This is a genomic window from Brachybacterium sp. GCM10030267 (assembly GCF_042666875.1).
In the GTDB taxonomy this organism is placed as follows: Bacteria; Actinomycetota; Actinomycetes; order Actinomycetales; family Dermabacteraceae; genus Brachybacterium.
In genome coordinates this window covers 311,719-332,896 of the sequence record NZ_JBHTCX010000011.1, presented here as the reverse complement: position 1 = coordinate 332,896, position 21,178 = coordinate 311,719, and the positions used below count along the sequence as shown (strand labels likewise).

At 70.8% G+C, this 21,178-nt stretch carries 19 protein-coding genes and 1 tRNA gene; 9 read left to right on the top strand and 11 right to left on the bottom strand.

The genetic code is table 11. The features are described from left to right. Window positions 1-103: 103 nt before the first annotated feature. Window positions 104-844 carry a Pr6Pr family membrane protein gene (locus tag ACFQS2_RS10645; RefSeq protein ID WP_377793750.1) on the top strand — a complete coding sequence of 247 codons (741 nt, stop codon included), beginning with the start codon at window positions 104-106 and terminating at the stop codon, window positions 842-844. A 104-nt stretch (window positions 845-948) separates the two neighbouring features. On the opposite strand, the gene ACFQS2_RS10640 is transcribed toward ACFQS2_RS10645, so the two are convergent. After that, a complete protein-coding gene (locus ACFQS2_RS10640; RefSeq protein ID WP_377793749.1) occupies window positions 949-1,446 on the bottom strand; it encodes a low molecular weight phosphatase family protein in 498 nt (165 codons plus the stop codon). Then, window positions 1,443-2,555, bottom strand: coding sequence for an ACR3 family arsenite efflux transporter (gene arsB, locus ACFQS2_RS10635; RefSeq protein ID WP_377793748.1), 1,113 nt, complete (start codon window positions 2,553-2,555; stop codon window positions 1,443-1,445). The genes ACFQS2_RS10640 and arsB overlap by 4 nt, the downstream gene beginning before the upstream one ends. A gap of 121 nt (window positions 2,556-2,676) precedes the next feature. Between arsB and ACFQS2_RS10630 the strand changes: the two genes are divergently transcribed. Further along, window positions 2,677-3,081, top strand: coding sequence for an ArsR/SmtB family transcription factor (locus tag ACFQS2_RS10630; protein ID WP_377018538.1), 405 nt, complete (start codon window positions 2,677-2,679; stop codon window positions 3,079-3,081). A gap of 62 nt (window positions 3,082-3,143) precedes the next feature. After that, window positions 3,144-3,545: an arsenate reductase ArsC gene (locus ACFQS2_RS10625; protein WP_377793747.1), complete on the top strand. Its 402-nt coding sequence runs from the start codon at window positions 3,144-3,146 to the stop codon at window positions 3,543-3,545. 38 nt (window positions 3,546-3,583) lie between these two features. Here the strand turns inward: ACFQS2_RS10625 and ACFQS2_RS10620 are convergent, their stop codons facing one another. The 3 genes from ACFQS2_RS10620 to ACFQS2_RS10610 all read right to left on the bottom strand — a co-directional run bounded on the left by ACFQS2_RS10620 (window position 3,584) and on the right by ACFQS2_RS10610 (window position 7,369). Then, window positions 3,584-4,144, bottom strand: a complete 561-nt coding sequence (locus ACFQS2_RS10620; RefSeq protein WP_377793746.1) for a pyridoxal 5'-phosphate synthase — start codon at window positions 4,142-4,144, stop codon at window positions 3,584-3,586. A gap of 225 nt (window positions 4,145-4,369) precedes the next feature. Beyond that, window positions 4,370-5,953, bottom strand: a complete 1,584-nt coding sequence (locus tag ACFQS2_RS10615; RefSeq protein ID WP_377793745.1) for an AbgT family transporter — start codon at window positions 5,951-5,953, stop codon at window positions 4,370-4,372. Window positions 5,954-5,998: 45 nt separating this feature from the next. Further along, window positions 5,999-7,369: a M20 family metallopeptidase gene (locus tag ACFQS2_RS10610; RefSeq protein ID WP_377793744.1), complete on the bottom strand. Its 1,371-nt coding sequence runs from the start codon at window positions 7,367-7,369 to the stop codon at window positions 5,999-6,001. Window positions 7,370-7,454: 85 nt separating this feature from the next. Here ACFQS2_RS10610 and ACFQS2_RS10605 point away from each other — a divergent pair, with 85 nt between their 5' ends. From ACFQS2_RS10605 to ACFQS2_RS10590, 4 genes are all read left to right on the top strand, one after another. Next, entirely contained in the window at window positions 7,455-8,360 is a 906-nt protein-coding gene (locus ACFQS2_RS10605; RefSeq protein WP_377793743.1) for a PTS sugar transporter subunit IIA, read from the top strand. A gap of 34 nt (window positions 8,361-8,394) precedes the next feature. Next, window positions 8,395-10,005: a PTS ascorbate transporter subunit IIC gene (locus ACFQS2_RS10600; protein ID WP_377793742.1), complete on the top strand. Its 1,611-nt coding sequence runs from the start codon at window positions 8,395-8,397 to the stop codon at window positions 10,003-10,005. A gap of 380 nt (window positions 10,006-10,385) precedes the next feature. Continuing rightward, window positions 10,386-12,026 (top strand): sodium-dependent transporter, encoded by a 1,641-nt coding sequence (locus tag ACFQS2_RS10595; protein WP_377793741.1) that lies wholly within the window; start codon window positions 10,386-10,388, stop codon window positions 12,024-12,026. A gap of 125 nt (window positions 12,027-12,151) precedes the next feature. Continuing rightward, entirely contained in the window at window positions 12,152-12,259 is a 108-nt protein-coding gene (locus tag ACFQS2_RS10590; protein ID WP_377793740.1) for a methionine/alanine import family NSS transporter small subunit, read from the top strand. 131 nt (window positions 12,260-12,390) lie between these two features. On the opposite strand, the gene ACFQS2_RS10585 is transcribed toward ACFQS2_RS10590, so the two are convergent. The 5 genes from ACFQS2_RS10585 to ACFQS2_RS10565 form a co-directional block, all read right to left on the bottom strand. Then, on the bottom strand, window positions 12,391-12,798 hold the full coding sequence (locus tag ACFQS2_RS10585; RefSeq protein ID WP_377793739.1) for a Rid family hydrolase: 408 nt from the start codon (window positions 12,796-12,798) through the stop codon (window positions 12,391-12,393). A gap of 44 nt (window positions 12,799-12,842) precedes the next feature. Further along, on the bottom strand, window positions 12,843-13,667 hold the full coding sequence (locus ACFQS2_RS10580) for an energy-coupling factor transporter transmembrane component T family protein (protein ID WP_377793738.1): 825 nt from the start codon (window positions 13,665-13,667) through the stop codon (window positions 12,843-12,845). Further along, the gene (locus ACFQS2_RS10575) at window positions 13,667-15,502 is read right to left on the bottom strand and encodes an ABC transporter ATP-binding protein (RefSeq protein WP_377793737.1); all 1,836 of its coding nucleotides are present in this window, start codon (window positions 15,500-15,502) and stop codon (window positions 13,667-13,669) included. Before ACFQS2_RS10575 ends, ACFQS2_RS10580 begins: the two co-directional genes overlap by 1 nt. Window positions 15,503-15,528: 26 nt before the next feature. Then, the gene (locus ACFQS2_RS10570) at window positions 15,529-16,485 is read right to left on the bottom strand and encodes a cell division protein FtsQ (RefSeq protein ID WP_377793736.1); all 957 of its coding nucleotides are present in this window, start codon (window positions 16,483-16,485) and stop codon (window positions 15,529-15,531) included. Between the two features lie 73 nt (window positions 16,486-16,558). Next, a complete protein-coding gene (locus ACFQS2_RS10565; protein ID WP_377793735.1) occupies window positions 16,559-18,223 on the bottom strand; it encodes an HAD family hydrolase in 1,665 nt (554 codons plus the stop codon). A 325-nt stretch (window positions 18,224-18,548) separates the two neighbouring features. Between ACFQS2_RS10565 and ACFQS2_RS10560 the strand changes: the two genes are divergently transcribed. Both ACFQS2_RS10560 and ACFQS2_RS10555 read left to right on the top strand, forming a co-directional pair. Continuing rightward, window positions 18,549-19,541 carry a LacI family DNA-binding transcriptional regulator gene (locus ACFQS2_RS10560; protein WP_377793734.1) on the top strand — a complete coding sequence of 331 codons (993 nt, stop codon included), beginning with the start codon at window positions 18,549-18,551 and terminating at the stop codon, window positions 19,539-19,541. 93 nt (window positions 19,542-19,634) lie between these two features. Further along, window positions 19,635-19,719 (top strand) — tRNA-Ser (locus tag ACFQS2_RS10555). Window positions 19,720-19,954: 235 nt separating this feature from the next. Here the strand turns inward: ACFQS2_RS10555 and ACFQS2_RS10550 are convergent. Then, window positions 19,955-21,022, bottom strand: a complete 1,068-nt coding sequence (locus ACFQS2_RS10550; protein WP_377793733.1) for an Rv2578c family radical SAM protein — start codon at window positions 21,020-21,022, stop codon at window positions 19,955-19,957. Window positions 21,023-21,178 lie beyond the last annotated feature (156 nt).

Here is a 21,178-nt window from a genome sequence, read left to right as displayed (position 1 = left end):
TTTCCCCATGATCCGAGGATTGCGCCGCGCACTCCCCAGCTGCAGTCCGCGATCGCCGGGAGGCGGCCCCCGCGTGGACCGGACCGTGGACCAGACTGGGGCCATGGAGACCTCGCTCGACGCTCGCCGCCGTGCCGCATCCAGGTGGTGGCACGGAACCGTCGCAGCAGTCGTCCTCGTCGCGCTCCTCATCCAGTTCGCGCTGGTCCTCACCGGCGGTCAGGACGCGAACTCGGGCGACAGAGCCGAGCAGGCGGGCCTGGCGGTGCGGCTGTGGCGCTTCTTCAGCTACTTCACCGTCGAGAGCAACATCGTGGTCGTGGTCGTCTCCGCGCTGCTGGCGATCGATCCGCTGCGGCGCGGCGCGTGGTGGGAGATCGCCCGGCTCTACTCGTTGCTGGCGATCACCATCACCGGCGTGGTCTTCGCTCTGGTGCTCGCTCCGCAGCTGGAGTTGGAGGGGTGGTCGAGCGTGGCGTCGTTCGGCCTGCACACGGTCTCGCCGGTCCTGACCGTGGTGGGCTGGCTGGTCTTCGGCCCTCGTCGCCGGTTCCGCTGGTCGACGGTCGCGGGCGCGTTCGCGGTGGCCGCGGTGTGGCTGCTCTACATCTTCGGCCAGGGCAGCATCACGCACTGGTACCCGTATCCGTTCCTGGACGCGGCCCATCTCGGCATCATTCCGGCCGTGGTCAACGCGCTGCTCGTGGTGGCGGTTGCGGCGGTGCTGGCCGTGGTGATCCGCGCCGTCGACAGGGCGGTGCCGGCGATGCTCCGGGAGAACGGGCCGAATGCGGCGGGCTCAGGCACGGCAGCCTCCAGCGGCTCCCTGAACAGCCGTGGCTGACCTGGGTGCGTGAGGGAATCGCCGCGGGGGCTCTCTCGGCGCGAGCCCTCCAACCGCGCGGGCCCGTCAGCCGCCGCCTCCGCCGAGCGTGCGGCACCCGCTGCTCAGCGAGCCGCGCCCCGCAGCTCCTCCAGCAGATCCTGCACGCGGGCGTCGATGTCGTCGCGCACCAGGCGCATGCGCTCGATGCCGTCGATGCCGCGCTCGGAGGGTTCGTCGGTGCGCCAGGTGGTGATGGTGCCGCGCATCCCGGGCACCGGTTCGACCTCGGCCTCGGCCCCGAGCACGATGACGCGATCGACGCGGGCCAGGAGCTCGGGATCGATCGGCGTGGGATTGCCTGCCGACATGTCGACCCCGGCTTCGGCGATGACCTCTGCCGAGAGGGCGTTGATGCCGCTGCCGGGCTTCGTGCCGGCGGAGTGGACCTCGACCTCGCCGTCGGCGCGGGCATCCATGAGGGCGGCGGCCATCTGCGACTTGCCGCCGTTCTTGACGCAGACGAACAGGACGGAGGGCGTCGCCCCGGCGGGCGTCGACCCCGAGGTGGCGGCCGTCGAGCTCGCTTCCGTGGGCGTCGGGTCGGAACTGTGCTGGCTCATGCGGAGACCTCTCGAGCGGTGCGGGCGGGGACGGTGGGGTCGTCGGGGAACAGGTGCCTGCCCGCCCACAGCGAGGCGTAGACGAGGGCGACCAGCACCGGGACCTCGATCAGTGGACCCACGACGCCGGCCAGGGCCTGCCCGGAGCTGACGCCGAAGGTGCCGATGGCGACGGCGATGGCGAGCTCGAAGTTGTTGCCGGAGGCCGTGAACGCGACGGTGGTCGAGCGGGCGTAGTCCATGCCGACGGCGCGGCTGAGCAGCAGGGACCCTGCGAACATCACCACGAAGTAGGCCAGCAGCGGCAGCGCGATGCGCGCGACGTCCAGCGGGGCGGAGAGGATCGCGTCGCCCTGCAGCGTGAACAGCAGCACGATCGTGAACAGGAGGCCGTACAGCGCGAACGGGCCGATGCGCGGCAGGAAGCGGTTCTCGTACCACTCACGTCCCTTGGCGCGTTCACCGAGCATGCGGGTGAGGAAGCCGGCGAGCAGGGGGATCCCGAGGAACACGAGCACGCTGAGCACGATCGCCCCGACGGAGAACTCGGCCGATGTGGTGGGCAGGCCCAGCCAGGAGGGCAGCACCTGGAGGTAGAACCATCCCAGCGCGCCGAAGGCGATCACCTGGAACACGGAGTTGACCGCGACCAGCACCGCCGCGGCCTCCCGGTCCCCGCAGGCGAGGTCGTTCCAGATCAGGACCATGGCGATGCAGCGGGCGAGGCCGACGATGATCAGACCGGTGCGGTACTCGGGCAGGTCGGCCAGGAAGATCCAGGCCAGCGCGAACATCAGCGCCGGCCCGAGCAGCCAGTTCAGTACCAGCGAGGTGACCATCAGCCTGCGGTCGGCGCCGATGCGCCGGGTCTGGTCGTACCTGACCTTCGCCAGGACGGGGTACATCATCACCAGCAGGCCGATGGCGATGGGCAGGGAGACACCGGCGATGCTCACGGATTCCAGCGCCGGCCCGATGCCGGGGACCAGGCGCCCCAGGGCCAGGCCGCCCACCATCGCCAGCAGGATCCACGCCGGCAGCCACCGGTCCAGGAACGACATCTCCCGGGCCACGCCGGTCGGTGCGGCGGGGGCGGTGGTCGTCGTCATGGGCGGCCTACCTGTTCCTATAGACGGTCATCGATGAGTAGAGTAGCCTTCACATAGATGACCGTCAATGTCAGACGGTGCTCGCCGAGCCCCACGCCCCCGTCCCGAGTCAGGTGATCCCATGAGTTCCACGACCGCACGCGATCCGGTCGACCTCTCGTGGCCGCAGTCGGCCGCCTCGGCCGATGACGAGTGCCGCTCGCCGGCGGGCGCGGACGACTGCTGCTCGCTGGCCACCGGCCCGATCGAGGCCGACGACGCCGAGCGCCTCTCGGCACGCCTGAAGGCCCTTTCGGATCCCACGCGCCTGCAGCTGCTCTCGCACGTCGCCGCGGGCGGATGCCAGAGCGTCTGCGTCTGTGACCTCGGCGAGGGCCTGGGCATCTCGCAGCCCACCGTCAGCCACCACATGAAGAAGCTCGTCGAGGCCGGTCTGCTGACCCGGGAGCAGAGGGGCCGCTGGGCTCACTACGCCGTCGTGCCGTCGGCCTTCGCCGAGCTGCGCGCCTTCCTCGACCTGTCCTGACCCACGCCCCACACTCCCCCGCCACGACCCCTTCAGCCACGCCTGCGTCACCAGGAGCATCCATGAGCGATCGTCCCAGTGTCCTGTTCGTCTGCGTTCACAACGCCGGCCGCTCCCAGATGGCCGCCGGCTGGCTGCGCCACCTCGCGGGAGAGAAGGTCGAGGTCCGCTCCGCCGGGTCCGAGCCCGCGGACTCGATCAATCCCGCCGCCGTCCAGGCGATGGCCGAGGAGGGCATCGACATCTCCGCGGGCCGGCCCACGATCCTCACCCCGGGCGCGGTCCAGCAGTCCGACGTCGTGATCACCATGGGCTGCGGCGACGCGTGCCCTATCTTCCCCGGCAAGCGCTACGAGGACTGGGAGCTGCCCGACCCCGCCGGCCAGGGCCTCGAGGCCGTGCGCCCGATCCGCGACGATATCCGCGCCCGCGTCGAGCAGCTCATCGCGAGCCTCGAGGTCTGACCGCCCGACGACGGTCGACGTGACCACGTGGCGCTCGTTCAGCCGGCGGGGGTCGTGACCGGGCCGTGGCTCCAGCGGCCGTCCTCGCGGCTGTAGCCGACCCGGGTGTGGTTGCGGTCGTGCCGCGACTGGGTGAACTCGACCAGGTGCGGTTGCAGCGCGTAGACCTGCCACTCGGGATTCGGGCGCCCGTCGGAGGTCGGCCGGGTGAGCCAGTCGGCCTGGGAGACGTCCTCCCCGAGGGCGACCACGTCACCGATGATCTGCACCTGTCGGCCGGACTCGCGCCAGAAGAACGTCATCGCGGCCCGCGGGTTCTGCTCGAGCTGCCGGGCTTTGCGGGAGGTGTTCCGGGTCGAGACGTGGTATCCGTTCTCGTCGACGTCCTTGAGGATCAGGGTGCGGCCGACGGGAGTGCCGTCGGCCAGGACGGTCTGGAACGTCATCGCGTGCGGCTGGCGGGCACCGCTGGCGATCGCGTCGTCCAGCCACGACAGGAAGAGTTCGTCCGGATCCTCCGGGACGTTCTCGGGATGCAGGACGGGCATGTCCTCAGGGAATGCGGGCAGGGCGCGGAGACGGTCGGCGAGTTCGCTCATACCGCCATCGTGGCACGGGACGGGGCGAAGTCCTCGGACTCTGACAGCTCTCGCGTGGACACACACAGCCCCTCGCCCGCCGTCCACAACACTGTTCCTCCACTGGTCGAGGGACGCGCGAGAGGCGGCCGGGAGAACCCGTCACGCCGTGATCCGCGAGGCCCTCGAGACCTACCTCCGCAGCGCCTGATCGACCAGCTCCACGCCGCGGCGGATGCCCGATCGTCACTGCCCCAGGAAGATCCCGTTGCCGGGCCCGAGCGGCAGGTCGAAGAAGAAGAACACCGCCAGCAGGATCGTCCACACCAGCCAGAACGGCACCACGAACGGCAGCATCCGGGACATCAGCGTGCCCAGGCCGGCCTCGGGCTCGTACTTCCGCAGCATGCCCAGCAGCACGATCATGTACGGGTTCATGGGGGTGATGACCTGGGTGGCGGAGTCGCCGACGCGGAACGCGGCCTGAGTGAACGCGGGCTCGTAGCCGATCAGCGAGAACATCGGCACGAACACGGCGGCCATGATCGCCCACATGCCCGAGCCGGAGATGATGAACAGGTTCAGGCAGCTGGCCAGCACGATGAAGCCGAGGATGGCCGCGAATCCCGTCAGCCCCGTCGCCTCCAGACCGTTTGCCCCGGTCACGGCGATCCAGGTGCCGATGCCGGACCAGTTGAACAGGGCGATGAAGTTGCCGAGGATGAAGGCGAGGACGACGAAGGGCAGCATCTCCTTGAGCGCGTCGGACATCATCCGCACCGCATCCCGGCTGCTGCGCAGGACGCCGGTGACCACGCCATAGGCGATGCCCAGCACCATGAAGTAGCTGACCACGATGAACACGATCGAATCCAGCAGCGGGGACTTGGGCAGGAAGCCGCCGTCCTCGTTGCGCCACGGCGAGCCCGGCAGCAGGAATGCCAGCAGGAAGAGCGCAGTCAGCACCACGGCGCTGAGAACGGCGATCAGCAGGCCCCGGTTCTCCACGGAGGTGAGGGCGGCACGCATCTGCTGGGCGTCGTCGGCCGGCTCCTCCCCGTCCACCGCCGTCTCGTCGACGGGCACACCCTGGCGGGACAGTCGGGGCTCGATGATCCGGTCGATGATGAATCCGGCGACGAAGCCCAGGATCAGCGAGGAGACGATGTTGAAGAACCAGTTCGAGATCGGGTTGACCGGCGTGAACTCGTAGCCGGGCAGCGCACCCATCACCGAGGTGGTGATCCCGGCGAACAGCGCATCGAGGCTGGTGGGGAAGATGTTGGTGGAGTACCCGGCGCCGGCGGCCGCGAACCCGCCCAGCAGGCCGGCGACGGGGTGGCGACCGGCGGCCTTGAACACGAGCGCGGCCAGGGGCGGGACCACCACGAAGGCGGAGTCGGCCATGATCGAGGAGACCACGCCGACGAACCCGACCACGTAGGGCAGCATCCACGCCGGTGAGGAGCCGAAGGTCTTGCGGATCGCGGCGCCCAGCAGCCCGGAGTGCTGGGCGATGCCGATCGCCAGCAGGATCGGCAGCACGGTCACCAGCGGCGGGAAGCCGATGTAGTTCTCGCCCAGGGTGGTGGTCAGCCAGGTCAGGCCCTCCCCGGTGAACAGCCCCTTGATGGCCGTCGGCTCGTCGGCGCCGGGCACCTCGACGACCACGCCGGCCATCGCCATGGCCGTGGAGACCACGCCCGTGATCAGGAACAGGATCACGAACAGCATGAACGGTTCGGGCAGTTTGTTGCCCGCTCGTTCGACGCCGTTGAGGATCCGGTCGGTCAGCCCGGCCTTGGCCGGGGTGTTCGGTGCAGTGCTCACGGGGACTCCAGTCGGATCGGGGTGGCGAGGAGGCGCGGGGGTCGGTCAGTCGAAGTAGGAGGGGACGTCGATGGCGCCGCCGGCGTCCTCGAACTCGGTGGCGACGGCCCGGGCCAGCTGCGGGTCGTGGAGGGCGTCGAGCACGGTGGCGGCCAGGCCGTAGGCCCCGTCGGCCGCGGCGGAGCGGGCCTGGTCGGAGACCGCCCAGGTCGCGAACTCACGGGTGTGCAGCGCGACGTGGGAGGGAGCCACCTTGATGACGGGGTGGATGCCGGGGATGCGGTAGCTGACGTTGCCGAAATCGGTGGAGGCGGCCAGGATCGGCGAGACCACGCCGAAGGGCAGCGGGTCGCGGCCGCGGCGGCGCTGCGCCTGCACCCAGCGACCGGTGAGGGCCTCGTTGGTGCGCACCGGCAGCGACGGCGGATGCTGATCCCAGCCGACGGTGACGCCGACCCCCGCCATCAGCGCCGCGCCGCGAGCGGCGTCCTCGACGCGCCGCGAGAGGTCCTTGAGCGTCTCGGGCCGCTGGGAGCGCACGTACATGTCGAGCTTGGCGTAGTCGGGGATGACGCTCGCGCGGTCCCCGCCCTCACGGATCACGGCGTGGATGCGGTCCGACGGCGGGGTCTGCTGTCGCAGCAGCCCGATGCCCTGGTACAGCAGGTTCGCGGCGTCCAGCGCGTTGCGCCCCATGAACGGCTGGGCCGAGGCGTGGGCGGTGTGCCCGTGGTACTCGACGGTCAGGGTCCGACGGCCCAGCCAGATCTGGTCGGCCAGGTCGTACCCGTACGGGTGGGCCATCACCGCGGCGTCCAGCCCCTCGAAGGCACCCTCGCGCGCCATGAACTCCTTGCCGGTGTGGCCCTCCTCGGCGGGGGTGCCGAGGAACACCACCCTGCCGGGCACGGCCGACGGATCCGCGGCAGCGAGCTCGGCCAGGGCGAGGAAGGCACCCAGGCCCATCACGGCGATGACGTTGTGGCCGCAGCCGTGGCCGACGCCGGGCAGCGCGTCGTACTCGGAGAGGATCGCCAGCGTGGGGGCATCCTCGGCGTCGCCGCCCTGCCCCACGATCTCGGCGCGGATGGCAGTCTCCAGCCCGTGCACGCCCACCTGCGCTTCGACGCCGTGGGCTGCCAGCACGTCGGCGATGGCCCGGGCGGAGCGATGCTCCTCGAAGGCGACCTCGGGATGCTCGCCGAGATCCAGCATCAGGGCGGCCATCTCCCCGGCATCGCGCTGGACGAGCTCCTCGAGCCGGTCGTGCAGGGCGGGCGCGGCGCCCTCGAAGGCGGAGCCGGGATGGGACGCGGTGCGCATGGCCAGCTCCCGCTCCTCGTCCAGCTGCTGGAGATAGGCGGTGGAGACCTCGGAATGCTGAGCGCCGGGGCGCGCGGACGGCTGAGAAGACATGGATCGAGGATAAGCATCCGCACCGGCGACCACGTACCCTCGGGGCCGCACGCGTGAACCGCTCTTCTCCGCCCGAGGACGCCCCATGTCTCAGCTGACCGCTCTGATCGACCCTGCCGCCATCCGGCTCGACGTCCCCGCCGCCGACTGGCGCGAGGCGATACGCCTGTCCGGCGATCTGCTGGTCTCCAGCGACGTCACCGGTGCCGCGTACACCGAGGCGATGATCCGCGCCGTCGAGGAGCACGGCCCGTACATCGTCATCACCCCCGGATTCGCGCTCGCGCATTCACGGCCCGACGAGTCGGTCCACCGCACCGGGATGTCCTTCGTGCGCCTGGCCGAGCCGGTCTCCTTCGGGCACGAGACCAACGACCCGGTCCACCTGGTGATGGCACTGGCCGCCGCCGACAGCTCCGCCCACCAGTCGGCCCTCGCCGCCCTGGCCGGAGTCCTGGCCGACCCGGCCGGACGCACGGCGCTGGAGACGGCCTCCTCCCCGCAGCAGGTCCTGGCCGCGCTCGGCGGCGAGAGCGTCGGCACCGCCCCGGCCGACGCCGCACCCGGAACCACCACGTCGGGGGCCGACGACGTCGAGCGCTCCGCGTCGGACCCCGGGCCCGCCTCACCCGATGCCGGTGGCACCGCAGCGGGCGCGGGAACGTCAGCACCTGCCGCCGACGCCACCGAGGACACGGTCCCCTCGAAGAACCTCCTGTTCACGGTGTGCGGCAACGGCCTGGGCACCAGCCTGTTCCTGAAGAACACCGCCGAGCAGGTCCTGAGCCGCTGGGGCTGGTCCTCCCACCTCAGCGTCGAGGCGACCGACACCATCTCCGCCAAAGGAAAGGCGAAGGACGCCGACGCCATCCTCACCTCGGGCGCGATCGCGCAGACCCTCGGCGATGTCGGCGTGCCCGTCGAGGTGATCGAGAACTTCACCTCCCAGACCGAGGTCGACGCGGCGCTGCGGCGCCTCTACGCCGTCTGACCCACCCTTTCCCACCTTCCACGGAGCAGCCCCCATGAACGTGCTCGTCGCGATCGCCCAGTTCCTCGTCAACGAGTTCCTGAGCGTGCCCGCCTATCTCATCGGCATCATCACCGCCGTCGGCCTGATCGCCCTGCGCAAGACAGCCGGCCAGGTGGCGGGCGGTGCCATCAAGGCAGTCCTCGGCTTCCTGTTGATCGGGGCCGGCGCCACCCTCGTCACCGCCTCCCTCGCCCCGCTGGGAGTCATGATCCAGGGCGCCCTCGGCGCCCAGGGCGTCGTCCCCACCAATGAGGCGATCGCCGGCATCGCCCAGGAGGAGTTCGGCGCGCAGGTCGCGTGGCTGATGATCCTCGGCTTCGTGGTCGCGATCGGGCTGGCCCGCTTCACCCCGCTGCGCTACGTCTTCCTCACCGGCCACCATCTGCTGTTCATGGCCACCCTCATCACCGTGGTGATGGCCTCGGCCGGGATGCCCACGGCGATCGTCGTGGTCCTGGGCGCGGTCCTGCTCGGGATCCTCATGGTCTCCCTGCCGGCTCTCTCCCAGCCCTGGACCCGACGCATCTCCGGGGACGACTCGATCGCCATCGGCCACTTCGGCACCGCCGGGTACATCGCCGCCGGCACCGTCGGCCGCCTGGTCGATCCGCGCGGACGCAGTCGTTCCACCGAGGACCTCAAGGTCCCCGAGTCATTGCGCTTCCTGCGTGACTCGATGGTCGCCACCGCCCTGTCGATGGTGCTGATGTACCTGGTCGTCGCCGTCGTCTACCTCGCTCGCGCCGGGCAGGCCACGGCCTTCGAGGCGTTCGAGGGCGGCGCGACCGACGTCGGCAACTACCTCATGCAGTCCGTGACCCAGGGCCTGCAGTTCGGCATCGCCGTGGCCGTGATCCTGTTCGGCGTGCGCACCATCCTCGGTGAGCTGGTGCCCGCGTTCCAGGGCATCGCCGCCAAGGTGGTCCCCGGCGCGATCCCCGCCCTCGACGCCCCGATCGTCTTCCCCTACGCGCAGAACGCAGTGCTGATCGGGTTCCTCTCGAGCTTCGCCGGCGGCCTCATCGGACTCCTCGTGCTCGGCGTGTGGCTCGGCCCGGTGCTGGGACTGGCCCTCATCCTGCCCGGGCTGGTCCCGCACTTCTTCACCGGTGGCGCCGCGGGCGTCTACGGCAACGCCACCGGTGGGCGTCGGGGCGCCGTGGCCGGCGGCTTCGTCAACGGCCTCCTGGTCACGTTCCTGCCTGCCCTGCTGCTCAAGGTGCTGGGTACGTTCGGCTCCGCCAACACCACCTTCGGCGACACCGACTTCGGCTGGTTCGGCATCCTGATCGGCTACGGCGCCCGCACCGGCGTGGTCCCGGGCGTGGTGCTGCTGGCCGTGATCGGAGCCCTCATCCTGGGCTCGGCCGTACTCGTCCAGCGCCGGGTGGTCGACGCCGGCTGGGATCCCGCACCGGCACGGCCCGGGGCACCTGCGGAGGCCGGTGCGGCAGCAGGTGCAGCGACCGCCGTCGCTGATCCCGCCGGTGGGAGCGGTGCGCCGACCGGGCAGCAGGCCTCCGCCGGCGCGAGCACCCGGCGGTACCCACGGGTGACGCCGCCGAGCGGGGCCCCGACCCCTCCGCCCCCGCCACGCGACTGACTCAACGCGGTCACGCTCAACGCGGTCACGCGACCGCGCCAGGCAGGCACCCGTCCGGCTGCGTGCCCGGAACACCCTGCTGCGAATCCGCCGTCGCCCCGCTCCCGCGGCGGCCTCGTGCCGCTGCGGGCTCGCCCGGTGCCATGCCGGAGGTCACGGCTGCATGTCCATCCCCCGCGGGCGGTGTCGCAGGCTCCGTCGGCCGCGTATCATCCCAGCACGATGCGCGGCCGCCCACCCCTGCTGGCCGCGCCCTGTCAGCCAGCGCTCAGCCGCCGCGATCCGGCGGGTCGTCGATGGCTCGGTGACCCCCTGGGCACATCCTTGTCCTTCCCCACCCTTCTTCCGCCGCTCCTCGGCGCACACTTCGGAGGCGAACTGTGAGTGCATCGACCCCCTCCCCCGGCACGACGGGCCGGAGAGCAGACCGCGGCGCCTTCGCCGGGCGCGCCGCCTTCATCTTCGCCGCGATCGGCTCCGCCGTCGGGCTCGGCAACATCTGGCGATTCCCGGCCGTGGCCTATGAGAACGGCGGCGGCGCCTTCATCCTTCCGTACCTGGTCGCGCTGCTGACGGCGGGCATCCCGCTGCTGTTCCTCGACTACGCGATCGGGCACCGCTGGCGCGGCTCCGCCCCGGCCGCGTGGCGTCGCTTCACCCGCTGGACCGAGTTCATCGGCTGGTGGCAGGTGCTGATCGCGACGATCATCGCGGTCTACTACGCCCTGATCATCGCCTGGGCCACGAACTACACGGTCTTCTCGGTCGACCAGCGCTGGGGCGACGACCCGGCCGGCTTCTTCGGCGAGTACACCCAGGCCCTCGGCGGTCCCGACGTGGTCATCAGTTTCGACATCGTCCCGGCCGTCATGATCTCGATGGTCCTGGTCTGGCTGGCGGTGATCGCGGTGATGTGCCTCGGCGTCCACGGCGGCATCGGCCGCAGCGCGATCGTGTTCATCCCGCTGCTCATCGCCATGTTCCTGATCCTCGTGGTGCGCGCCCTGTTCCTGCCGGGCGCCGTCGACGGTCTGGACGCCTTCTTCCGTCCCAACTGGGCGGCGCTGCTGGATCCCGGCGTGTGGGTCGCCGCCTACGGGCAGATCTTCTTCTCGCTCTCGGTGGCTTTCGGCATCATGCTCACCTACGCCTCCTACCTCAAGAAGAAGACCGACCTCACCGGTTCCGGCCTGGTCGTGGGCCTGGCGAACTCGAGCTTCGAGATCCTCTGCGGCATCGGCGTGTTCTCCGCGCTGGGCTTCATGGCCCAGGCCCAGGGCGTGCCGATCGACGAAGTGGTCACCGACGGCGTGGGGCTGGCCTTCATCGCCTTCCCCGCGATCATCACCGAGGCTCCCGCCGGCGCCCTGATCGGCGTGCTGTTCTTCGGGTCCCTGGTGCTGGCCGGGTTCACCTCGCTGATCTCGATCGTCGAGGTCGTCATCGCCGCGTTCCAGGACAAGTTCGGCCTGGCCCGCATCCCCGCCACCCTCGGGGTGTGCCTGCCGCTGGCGATCGTCTCGGTGGCGCTGTTCTCGACCACGATGGGTCTGCCGCTGCTGGACGTGCTGGACAAGTGGGTCAACGAGTACGGCATCGTCGCGGCCGCCCTGGTCTCCACGATCGTGGTGACCTACATCGTGCGCGGCCTGCCCACGCTGCGCGACCACCTCAACCACCAGGGCACCTTCCCCGTCGGCCGCATCTGGATGATCGCGCTGGCCGTCATCGCCCCCATCGTGCTGGGCATCTCCCTGATCTCCAGCACCCTCACCTTGCTGACCGCCGAGGGCACCTACGAGGACTACCCGGGCTGGTTCGTGCTCGTGTTCGGCTGGCTGATGGCGATCGCGCTGGTCGTCATCGCGATCGGGCTCTCCCTGCTGCCGTGGCCGGCTGGATCGAACCTCCACAAGGCCGACTCCGAGGGTGACGAGATCGCCCCCGAGGCGGTCGCCGGCCAGGGCCTCGGCGGAGACGTCGCGACCCCGCACGAGCTGCGGTCCACGCCGGCGCGGTGAGGATCGGGCCTCGCGGCGGGGACACTCTCGCCGCGGGCCCGCCTCCCGGCCGGCGACGCCCCCGTCCCGCGACAGCTCGACCAGCAGCAGAGTCATCCCAGCATCCCGACCGATCGGAGAATCCCGTGTCCGTCTCAGCCATCATCATGATGATCGTCGCGATCGTGACCGTGTGGGGCGGCCTCGCCGCCGCCATCGTCAACCTCGCGCGCCACCCCGAGCAGAAGGACTGACCGCGCGAGCGTCACCCCGTGCACCGGCTCCGGCATCCCTGGGTTGAGCACCCCCTCCAGCGGGCCGGAATGAGCTTCCGATAACGGCCTCTCGGAGAGGGTGCCCGGCTGGCAGCACCCGCGCCCCGGCCTCAGTCGCGCACGGCGGCGCTCGCCTCGATCTCGACCAGCTGAGCGGGGTAGCCCAGCACCGTCACGCCCATCAGGGTGCTCGGTGCAGGATGCTCGCGGAAGGCGTCGCGGACCACGTCCCAGGCGCTCACCAGATCGGCCTGCTCGCTCGAGGCCACCAGCACCCGCGTGCTGACCACGTTCTCCAGGCTGGCGCCGGCCTCGGCGAGGGCGACGATCATGTTCTCCACGCACTTCGCGGCCTGAGCGGCATGGTCGCCCGGGGCGACGACGTCCCCGGCCTTGTCCAGCGGGCAGGCGCCGGCGAGCACCACCAGCCTCGCGGGAGGTTCCACCGTCGCCGAGTAGGAGTACTGGACGGTGTCGGTGAGGATCGCCGAGCTGTTCAGGGTGACGGCGTGGGACATGAGACAGCCTTTCGAGACGCGCTGAGCGGTCGACGGGGAGTCTGTCACCGATGGATCGGGAACTGCGCCCCGGTCCAGTACGCGAGGACCACAGCGACCACCGAGCCGGCCAGCACCACGATGTCCCACGAGGTGACCTTGAGGTACGCCAGGCGCAGCGTCCGCCCGGCGCGGTGATGTGCACCGTAGGTGAATCCCCGGGTCTCCAGCGCCTCGACCGTCGTGCGCACGTTCTTCGCGGTGTTGAGCATGATCGGGTAGAAGGCCGTCACCGCGAGCGTGCTCCACCGCAGGATCACCCGCCACCCCAGCACCCCCCTGCGCTCGACGGGGGCGTGACGCAGCAGCTGACCGTCGAAGACGGTCACGTACTCGTCCACCAGGATCGGCAGCATCCGGTACCCGTAGCTGACTCCGAAGGCCAGCAGCTCCGGCGCGCGCAGTGCCAGCAGCGCGTCGGAGAGCTGCTCCGGCTCCAGTGACACGAAGGCCGCCATCGAGGCCATCGAGACCGCGCCCAGTTTGAGGTTGAGCTCTCCCAGGGCGACGAGTGTCCCGAGATCACCGCCGAACACGAATGCGGCGGCGAACAGGCCGACGGCGTTGCCGATCAGTCCGACCAGGAACAGCCCCAGGACCAGGGGGCCCACCCGAGCGAGCACGACGGCGACCGCGCCCATCACGAACAGGATCATCAGCACGGTGAGGTTGTGCGTGAACCACGGCGCCAACGCGGCCAGCAGGTACCAGGCCAGCACCATGCGCGGATCCATTCGGGCGAACACTCCCCCGCGTGTCGAGTACGCGGTGCGCAGCAGCTCCAGGCGCACCCATTCCACGCTCAGGACGTCTCGGGTCTTGCGGGCCATCAGCGCTCCTCGAGGGTGGTGCCCGCGGCACCGGCCGGGGCGGGGACCGCGCCGGCCGCCGGCTGCGGGACGAGGAATGATGCCGTACCGGTTCCGAGCCGGGAACGCAGCGCGGCCGCGGTCAGCGGCAACGGCTCCAGGCCCAGTTCCCGGGCGATGCGGACGGCCTGCGGCGGCACCAAGCGGGCCCGGGCGGTGATCTCCGGCGCGGAGAACAGCTCGCGCGGGGTGAGGTCGGCCAGGACCCGGCCCTGGTCCAGCACGAGCACTCGACTGGCCCAGCTCGCGACGAGTTCCATGTCGTGCGTGGCCACCACGGCGCAGCGGACCGACTCCGACAGAGAGGCGAGCATGCCGGTGACGTCGTCCCGGGATCGGATGTCCAGGCTCGAGGTCGGTTCGTCCAGCAGCAGCAGCTGCGGGCGCATCGCGAGGCCGATGCCGATGGTGGCCCGGCGCTGCTGGCCGCCGGAGAGGGTGCGCCCGTCGCGGTCTGCGAACGGGGCCAGCCCGACACGGTCGATGACCTCCTCGACCATGGCGTGCGCGCCGGGAACCTGGCGCCCCTCGGGGAACAGCGCGATATCGGCCCGCACGCTGTCCTTGAGGAACATTCGCTGCGGCTGCTGGTACAGGTAGGAGACGTGGTCGGCGAGCTGTGCGGCCGAGCGGCTGCGGGTGTCGACGCCGTCGACGGTGACCGTGCCCTGGCGCGGGACGATCAGACCGGTCAGCAGTTTCATCAGGGTGGTCTTGCCGGCGCCGTTGGTACCGACCAGCGCGATCCGTTCCCCGGCGGACAGGGTCAGGTCGATGCCCTGCAGCACCGGGGTCAGCGCGCCGCTGACGCTGCGGTAGCCGTGCTCCACGGCCCGCAGCGAGGCGACGACCTCCGCGGGCGCTCCCGAGGAGCCGAGCGTGTGGTCAGGGCCGGGCGTCTGCTCGGGCTCTGCTCCGGTCCGACCCGGACGCACGTGCGGTCGCAGGACGCGGGCGGCCGAGGGGACATCCAGCGCCACGGGCCGGGCACCGACCGCCGCGGAGACAGCGACGGCATCCGGCGCGGGAATGCCGTGGGCCTCGAGGTCACCGTGGCGGTCCATCGCCTCCTGGACGGGCAGATGCCACACCGGGGCACCGTCGGCCATCAGCACCACGGAGCGGGCGAACTCGGCGATGAACTCCGCGTGGTGCTCGATGGTCACCACCGTGATCCCGTGCTGCTCGTTGAGCTCACGCAGACGCAGATAGATCTCCCGGGCCCGCGCCGGGTCGAGCTCGGCGACGGGCTCATCGACCACCACCACGTCGGGGCGCATCGCCAGCACCGCAGCGAGGGCAACCAGATGGGACTGCCCGCCGGAGAGCTGCCAGACGAAGCGATCGCGAAGGTGGGAGATGCCGAGCTGCTCGAGGGCCTCCTCGGTGCGCTCACGGTGATCGGCGCGTCCGAAGTTCAGAGGGCCGAAGGAGACCTCGTCGCGCACCGTCGGCCGCACCAGCTGGTTCTGGAAGTCCTGGTAGACGTAGCCGACCCGGCTGGACAGCTCCGCGACGGATGATTCCCAGGTGTCCTGGCCGTCCACGTGCACCGAGCCGGCGAAGTCCCCGTTCCAGTAGTGCGGGACCAGACCGTTGAAGGTCTTGCACAGAGTGGTCTTGGCGGATCCGTTGCCCCCGACCACCGCGACGAAGTCGCCACGGGCGATGGTGAGATCGACGTTGCGCAGAGTGTCGCGATCGGTGCCGGGATAGCGGAAGGACAGGTCCTTCACGCGGATCACCGCATCGGTGTCCACCGGATCGTCACGGTCGGTCGGGGTGGCGGTCTGCACAGGGAGCTCCTGGTCTCGGATCCGGATCAGTTCTCGGTGCCGGTGGGCCCGGGAGCGCCGGTGTGCGCGGGTGTGCCCGAGCGGCGGAACAGCAGCACGGAGACCGCCATCACGACCACGATCGCGGCCACCGAGACCCAGAGGAACCCGTTGCCGAAGCGGTCCAGGAAGTCCGGTTCCCAGGCACCGGCGCTGAGGTCGAACGCCTCGAGGAACGCGAAGCCGAAGGAGGCGATGCTCAGCAGCACCACCGCGCCGACGAACAGCGGGCCGCGCGGGGCGTCCCCGGGGATGGGCTCGCCGGGCACACGGGGCCGCAGTCCCATGAGCGGTTCGATCTTCCCGTACAGGGCGGGCACCAGCCACATGGCGGGGATCGCCCCGAACAGGATGCCGCTGATCACCACGTCGGTGACCAGACCGACGGTCTCGACGGCGATGATCGACTGCGGCAGCCCGGTGACGTACTCGGCGTCCTCGACCCCGATCCACACCTTGGCCATGTCCACGACGGCGGAGAGCACCTTGTCGATGAGGATGATGCAGACGGCGCTGACGCCGACCTGTGCGCGGCTGCGCGGATTGCGGACGAGCGAGCCTCCGATGTAGATCGCGAGGAACATCTGCACGTATCCCTCGACCTCGGCGAGGCCGGAGAAGTCGCCCATGAGCAGGTCGGTGAACACGATCTCGCCGAGCGGGGCACCGAGCGCGGCCCAGAACGGGGACAGCAGCCCGGCCATCGCGACGGGGATGAACATCATGTTCGAGATCGACAGGTCGATGGGTCCGATCGTGATGTCGGGGATGATCTCGAGCAGGATGTTCGACAGCCCGAACAGGGACATCGACAGGACGAAAATCATGAGCTTCTGCGAAGTGGTCAGGTGGGCCGAGCGGATGCCGTCGACGGCGCCGCGCAGGGTGCCGCGGCGCTGATCCTGGTCGGGTTCCGGCAGCGGTGAGGGCGTCTGGGTGGTCATGAGAACTCCTGTCGATGCGTGCGGGGCGAACGGACGGGTCGGGTCGGGTCGGTGGAGCAGGCGCGGGCCGGGGTCAGGGACGGTCCGGGGCGAGTGCGGCGAGCACCTCGATCACCTGGTCCGGCGAGTCGAGGACGTGATCGGCGAGCCCCTCGGCGAGGGCGGCTTCCAGCGTCGCGTCGGAGTCCTTGCCGCCGCGGAGCAGGCAGACGGTGCCGATCCCGGCGTCTCGGCCGCCGCGCCCGTCGTTGAGTGCTTTGTCGCCGACATAGACCACGTCGGCGCGGTCGCTCGGGAGGGCTTCGAGGGCGGCTTCGAAGATCGCCCGGGCGGGCTTGCGCACGCCGATCTCGTCGGAGTAGGCGGCCGGACCGATGTGGGCGGAGATCCCGTAGTCCTCGAGGATCTCGCGGACGCCGCGGCCCGAGATGGTGTTCGAGACGATGCCGACGATGATTCCTCGCTGTCGGCACCACTCGATCAGCGTGAGCGCGCCGGGACGCGGTGCCGGATGCGACTTGGCGCGGTGCAGCGCGAGGGACAGCTCGGCGGCCTCCAGGCGCAGGAGGGGGCGCAGCTGTTCGGGGAGGTCCTGCCCGATGAGGTCTGCCCAGAGCTCGGCCGGGTCGATCTCCTCGTGACGGTGTGCTGGATCCGGCGAGCTGTCCCGGCGACGCTTGTGGGCACGGTGGCGCTCCCAACCGGTCTCGAGGGCATCGAGGACGGTCTGCAGCTCGAGGTGGCACCCGGCTCCCCGGGCCAGCTCGACGATGCGTGAGCCGACGCCGGAGAAGCGCTCCGGATTCGGCGTGGAGGAGGTGATGACCCCGCCGTGGTCGAGCAGCAGCGCCGGACGGCGGCGTGGTGCGGGCGGCGGCGGTCCGGCCGGCGCCGGTGCGCCGTCGATCGGGGTGGAGGCGCGACCCGTGCCCAGTGCGGTGCGCAGCGGGGCGATCAGTCCGCTCGGCTCCTCGACCACGAGGTCGGGGACGTCGAGGACGGGGAAGGGCGGGGTGTCGGTCCTGCGATCCCGCGTGATCATCACGGCGCCGACGCCGGCGCGGCGCCCCGCGGCGACATCGCGATCCAAGGTGTCGCCGACGTACCAGGCCGATCCGGGGTCGACACCGAGGGCCTCCGCGGCTCGCCGGATCATCCCGGGGTGCGGTTTGCGGATGCCGACTTCGTCGGAATAGACCTGCACGCCGAAGGCGTCGGACAGGCCGAGCTGATCGAGGATGCGGCGGTGGGCCCGCCCGGAGTGGGCGTTCGAGACGATGCCCAGGCGCACCCCGCCACATCGCGCGGTCTCCAGCAGCGCGGGAATGCCCTCGCGCACGCGGTGATCGGCGACCAGGCCGGCCATCCGCTCCAGCAGCTCGCCGGCCTCGAGCCGCATCGCAGCCCGGATCGGTGCGGGAAGGTCGGCCAGCAGGAAGTCCCCGACGATCTCGGAGCTGGTCAGCTCCCGCGGTTCCAGTCGGCGGGAGGCGGCGTCCTTCCACAGCGACAGCGCCCGTCGGCCCGCGCGAAGCGACTGCTCGACGCCTTCGGGGTCGAGGTCGCAGCCCAGCGAGCGCGTGCGCTCCACGATCCAACCGGCCAGCTCGCGAGCCCAGTGCGCCCGATGCGTCGTGGTCACGACCACTCCGCCGAAATCCAGCAGCAGCGCGCTCGGAGCGGCGAGTGCCTGGGCCCCCTCCGCGGGGGCATCGAGTGCTTCGGGGGCAGTGGTCACGGGTCTCCTCGGGAAGCTGGTCCGGTCTCGCAACGGCTGGGCGTCGCACCGGCTCGGGGTCTGGATGGCTCGGGCCCTCACGGCCTCGGGGTCTCGGGGTCTCAGGGGCTCGGGGTCCCGGGGTCCCGGGGGCTCGGGGGCTCGGGGTCTCGGGGTCACAGAACCGTGGCGTCCCGGTCTTCTGGTGGGGCCTCTCCGACGCTACGGAGCGCTGACGCCGGGGTCATGAACACCAGGTGACGGGACTGCCACAGCTCGGGGACAAGCCCTGAAAGATTTCAGCCCTCCAGGTCGTGACCGGAATCTCGGCTGATAGACCGAGCAGGTGACGTCCTCAGCGCGCCCCACCCTCGCCACCGTCGCCCGCGCCGCCGGGGTGTCCTCCGCCTCCGCGTCGATGGCCCTCAACGATCGGCCCGGCGTCAGCGCGGAGACCCGGCGGCGGGTGCTCGCAGCGGCCCGCAGCCTGCGCTACGGCCGTCGTGGCCGCGGCACGGGCCTGATCGGAGTGCTCCCGACGGATCTCGGGAACCCGTACCACACCGACGTCATCGCCGGGATCGAGGAGCGCACCGACCACGAGGGCCTGGAGGTGGTGATCGCCCACGGTCGACGGGACACCGCTCATCTCGCACGGGGGCTGCGGCGCCTGCTGGACCTCGGGGTCGACGGCGTCATCGTGGTCTCGTCGTGGCTGGACCCTGCCGCCCTGGAGCAGGCGGCGCAGGTGGTGCCGGTCGTGGTGATCGGCCGCATGCAGGACCAGGTGCCCGGGGTCGACCACGTCCTGAATCACGACGAGGCCGGCGCTGCCCTTGCCGTGCACCATCTGGTGCAGTCGGGGCACCGGCGCATCGCGCACGTGACCCTGTCGGCCCGCCCCGGCCCCGCCCTGCGCCGGACCGGCTTCCTGACCGCCATGGAGCGCCATGGCCTGCGCGAGGGCGCCTCGGTGATCGGGCCGGTCCACCCGGATGACGGCATCGACCTGCTGCTGCGGGCGATTCGCCGCGGCGCGGAGGGGGCAGCCACGGCCGTCTTCGCCGCCAATGACATCGCCGCAGTGCGCGTCCTGCATCGCGCCGCCGATCTGCGGGTCCCGGTGCCGGAGCGCCTGAGCGTGGCAGGCTACGACAGCTCGGCGGTCGCGCTGACCGTCAGACCGCACCTGACCAGCGTGAACCAGCCGCGGGCGGAGATGGGGCGGCTCGCGGCACAGATGATCCGCGAACGGCTCGCAGGACGGACGACGGCGTCGTTCAGCCGTGTCGAGCCGACCCTGCGGGTGCGGGACTCCACCGGGCCCGCGCCCCGGTGAGGTCCGGGAGCGGGCGCCGATGTGACCTGTGCCCGCACGGTTCGCGCCCACCTGGGCTCTCGGGTACGCTGTCCACTGCTCTTCGTGAGCGCTGGAGGATTCGCCTAGCGGCCTATGGCGCACGCCTGGAACGCGTGTTGGGTTAACGCCCTCGGGGGTTCGAATCCCCCATCCTCCGCCGATAGAAAATGGCTCCTGACCCAGGTCAGGAGCCATTTCCTTGTCCCGCTCGATGCCGGCGAGCCCGACCCGGCGGCCAGATCCGCGACCTTGTTGGTATGCGTGGGTCATTCCCACTCGGTCACGGATCCCGCTGCTGAGAGGGAGACGCTGCGGGAGACGCTGAGGGGGGGGAGACGCTGAGGGGGGAGACGCAGAGATCCGCCGGGGACGCAGAGGGCTCTGCAAGCCCCCTAGAAGAGCGCGGGCTGCGGCGCGAGGTCGAGCGCCGACGGTGCCGCGGTCACCCGCTGCGCCGCACCCGCGGCACGCCGCCGCTGCTCCGGCTGGTCCTCGTCCTCACGGGAGTTCAGACCGTGGCGTTGCAGCAGCGGCTCGATCCGTCGGGCGAGGTTCTTGCGGTACGACGCGGGCGCATACGAGGCGTGCTGGTAGAAGCGCCGATAGCCGGTGGCGAGTTCGGGGTGCTCCCGCTCGATCCACTCCAGGAACCACTCCTTGGCGCCCGGCCGCAGGTGCAGCGCGCCGTAGACCACCCGCGCGGCGCCGGCTTCCGCGATGCGCGCGAGCGCTTCGTCGAGCTGTGCATCGGAGTCGGTCAGCCACGGCATGATCGGCATCAGGAACACCGAGACGCTGAAGCCGCGATCCGCCGCGGCCCGCACCGTCGCCAGGCGCGCGGCGGCCGAGGGCGTGCCGGGCTCGATGGCCTTCTGCAGCTCGTCGTCGAAGACGGCGATCGACATGGACAGGTCCACCGGGACCCGTTCGGCCGCCTCCGACAGCAGCGGCAGGTCTCGCCGCAGCAGGGTTCCCTTGGTCAGCACGGACAGGGGCGTGCCGCTGTCGGCGAGCGCGGAGATGATCCCGGGCATGAGTCCGTAGCGTCCCTCGGCCCGCTGGTAGGGGTCGGTGTTGGTGCCGAGCGCGACGTGGCTGCGGTTCCAGGTGCGCTTGCGGAGCTCGGCGCGCAGCACGTCGGCGACGTTGACCTTGACGATCACCTGCTGGTCGAAATCCGCTCCCGCATCGAGGTCGAGGTAGCGGTGCGTGCTGCGGGCGAAGCAGTACACGCAGGCATGCGAGCAGCCGCGATAGGGATTGACCGTCCACTCGAAGGGCATCGAGCTCGCCGGCGGCACCCGGTTCAGCGCGGACTTCGCCGTCACCTCGTGGAAGGTGACGCCCTGGAACTCGGGAGTGCGGACGCTGCGCACGAGCCCGGAGAGGCCGACGAGAGCCGGAGCGTCCTCCTGACCGCTGGTCGTCTCGCCGCTGATCTCCTGCCCGCTCCACCGCATACCGAAAGTCGAACACCTGTTCGATGCAGTGTCAAGCGGCCGCGCCGCGACCGGCTCCGCGTGAACTGTGACCCCGTCGAGACATCCGCACGGGCGGTTCCGGACGCCGCACGTCAGGGCGCCCGAGGATCGACGTCGCAGCCGGCGGGAGCCCGG

What these genes read in the sequence shown, in the direction of transcription:
- ACFQS2_RS10625 (WP_377793747.1), top strand. Translation starts at nt 3,144, where the DNA reads ATGAGCGATCGTCCCAGTGTCCTGTTCGTCTGCGTTCACAACGCCGGC.
- ACFQS2_RS10645 (WP_377793750.1), top strand. Translation starts at nt 104, where the DNA reads ATGGAGACCTCGCTCGACGCTCGCCGCCGTGCCGCATCCAGGTGGTGG.
- ACFQS2_RS10580 (WP_377793738.1), bottom strand. Translation starts at nt 13,667, where the DNA reads ATGGCCCGCAAGACCCGAGACGTCCTGAGCGTGGAATGGGTGCGCCTG.
- ACFQS2_RS10585 (WP_377793739.1), bottom strand. Translation starts at nt 12,798, where the DNA reads ATGTCCCACGCCGTCACCCTGAACAGCTCGGCGATCCTCACCGACACC.
- ACFQS2_RS10570 (WP_377793736.1), bottom strand. Translation starts at nt 16,485, where the DNA reads ATGACCACCCAGACGCCCTCACCGCTGCCGGAACCCGACCAGGATCAG.
- ACFQS2_RS10610 (WP_377793744.1), bottom strand. Translation starts at nt 7,369, where the DNA reads ATGTCTTCTCAGCCGTCCGCGCGCCCCGGCGCTCAGCATTCCGAGGTC.
- ACFQS2_RS10620 (WP_377793746.1), bottom strand. Translation starts at nt 4,144, where the DNA reads ATGAGCGAACTCGCCGACCGTCTCCGCGCCCTGCCCGCATTCCCTGAG.
- arsB (WP_377793748.1), bottom strand. Translation starts at nt 2,555, where the DNA reads ATGACGACGACCACCGCCCCCGCCGCACCGACCGGCGTGGCCCGGGAG.
- ACFQS2_RS10630 (WP_377018538.1), top strand. Translation starts at nt 2,677, where the DNA reads ATGAGTTCCACGACCGCACGCGATCCGGTCGACCTCTCGTGGCCGCAG.
- ACFQS2_RS10550 (WP_377793733.1), bottom strand. Translation starts at nt 21,022, where the DNA reads ATGCGGTGGAGCGGGCAGGAGATCAGCGGCGAGACGACCAGCGGTCAG.
- ACFQS2_RS10605 (WP_377793743.1), top strand. Translation starts at nt 7,455, where the DNA reads ATGTCTCAGCTGACCGCTCTGATCGACCCTGCCGCCATCCGGCTCGAC.
- ACFQS2_RS10640 (WP_377793749.1), bottom strand. Translation starts at nt 1,446, where the DNA reads ATGAGCCAGCACAGTTCCGACCCGACGCCCACGGAAGCGAGCTCGACG.
- ACFQS2_RS10600 (WP_377793742.1), top strand. Translation starts at nt 8,395, where the DNA reads ATGAACGTGCTCGTCGCGATCGCCCAGTTCCTCGTCAACGAGTTCCTG.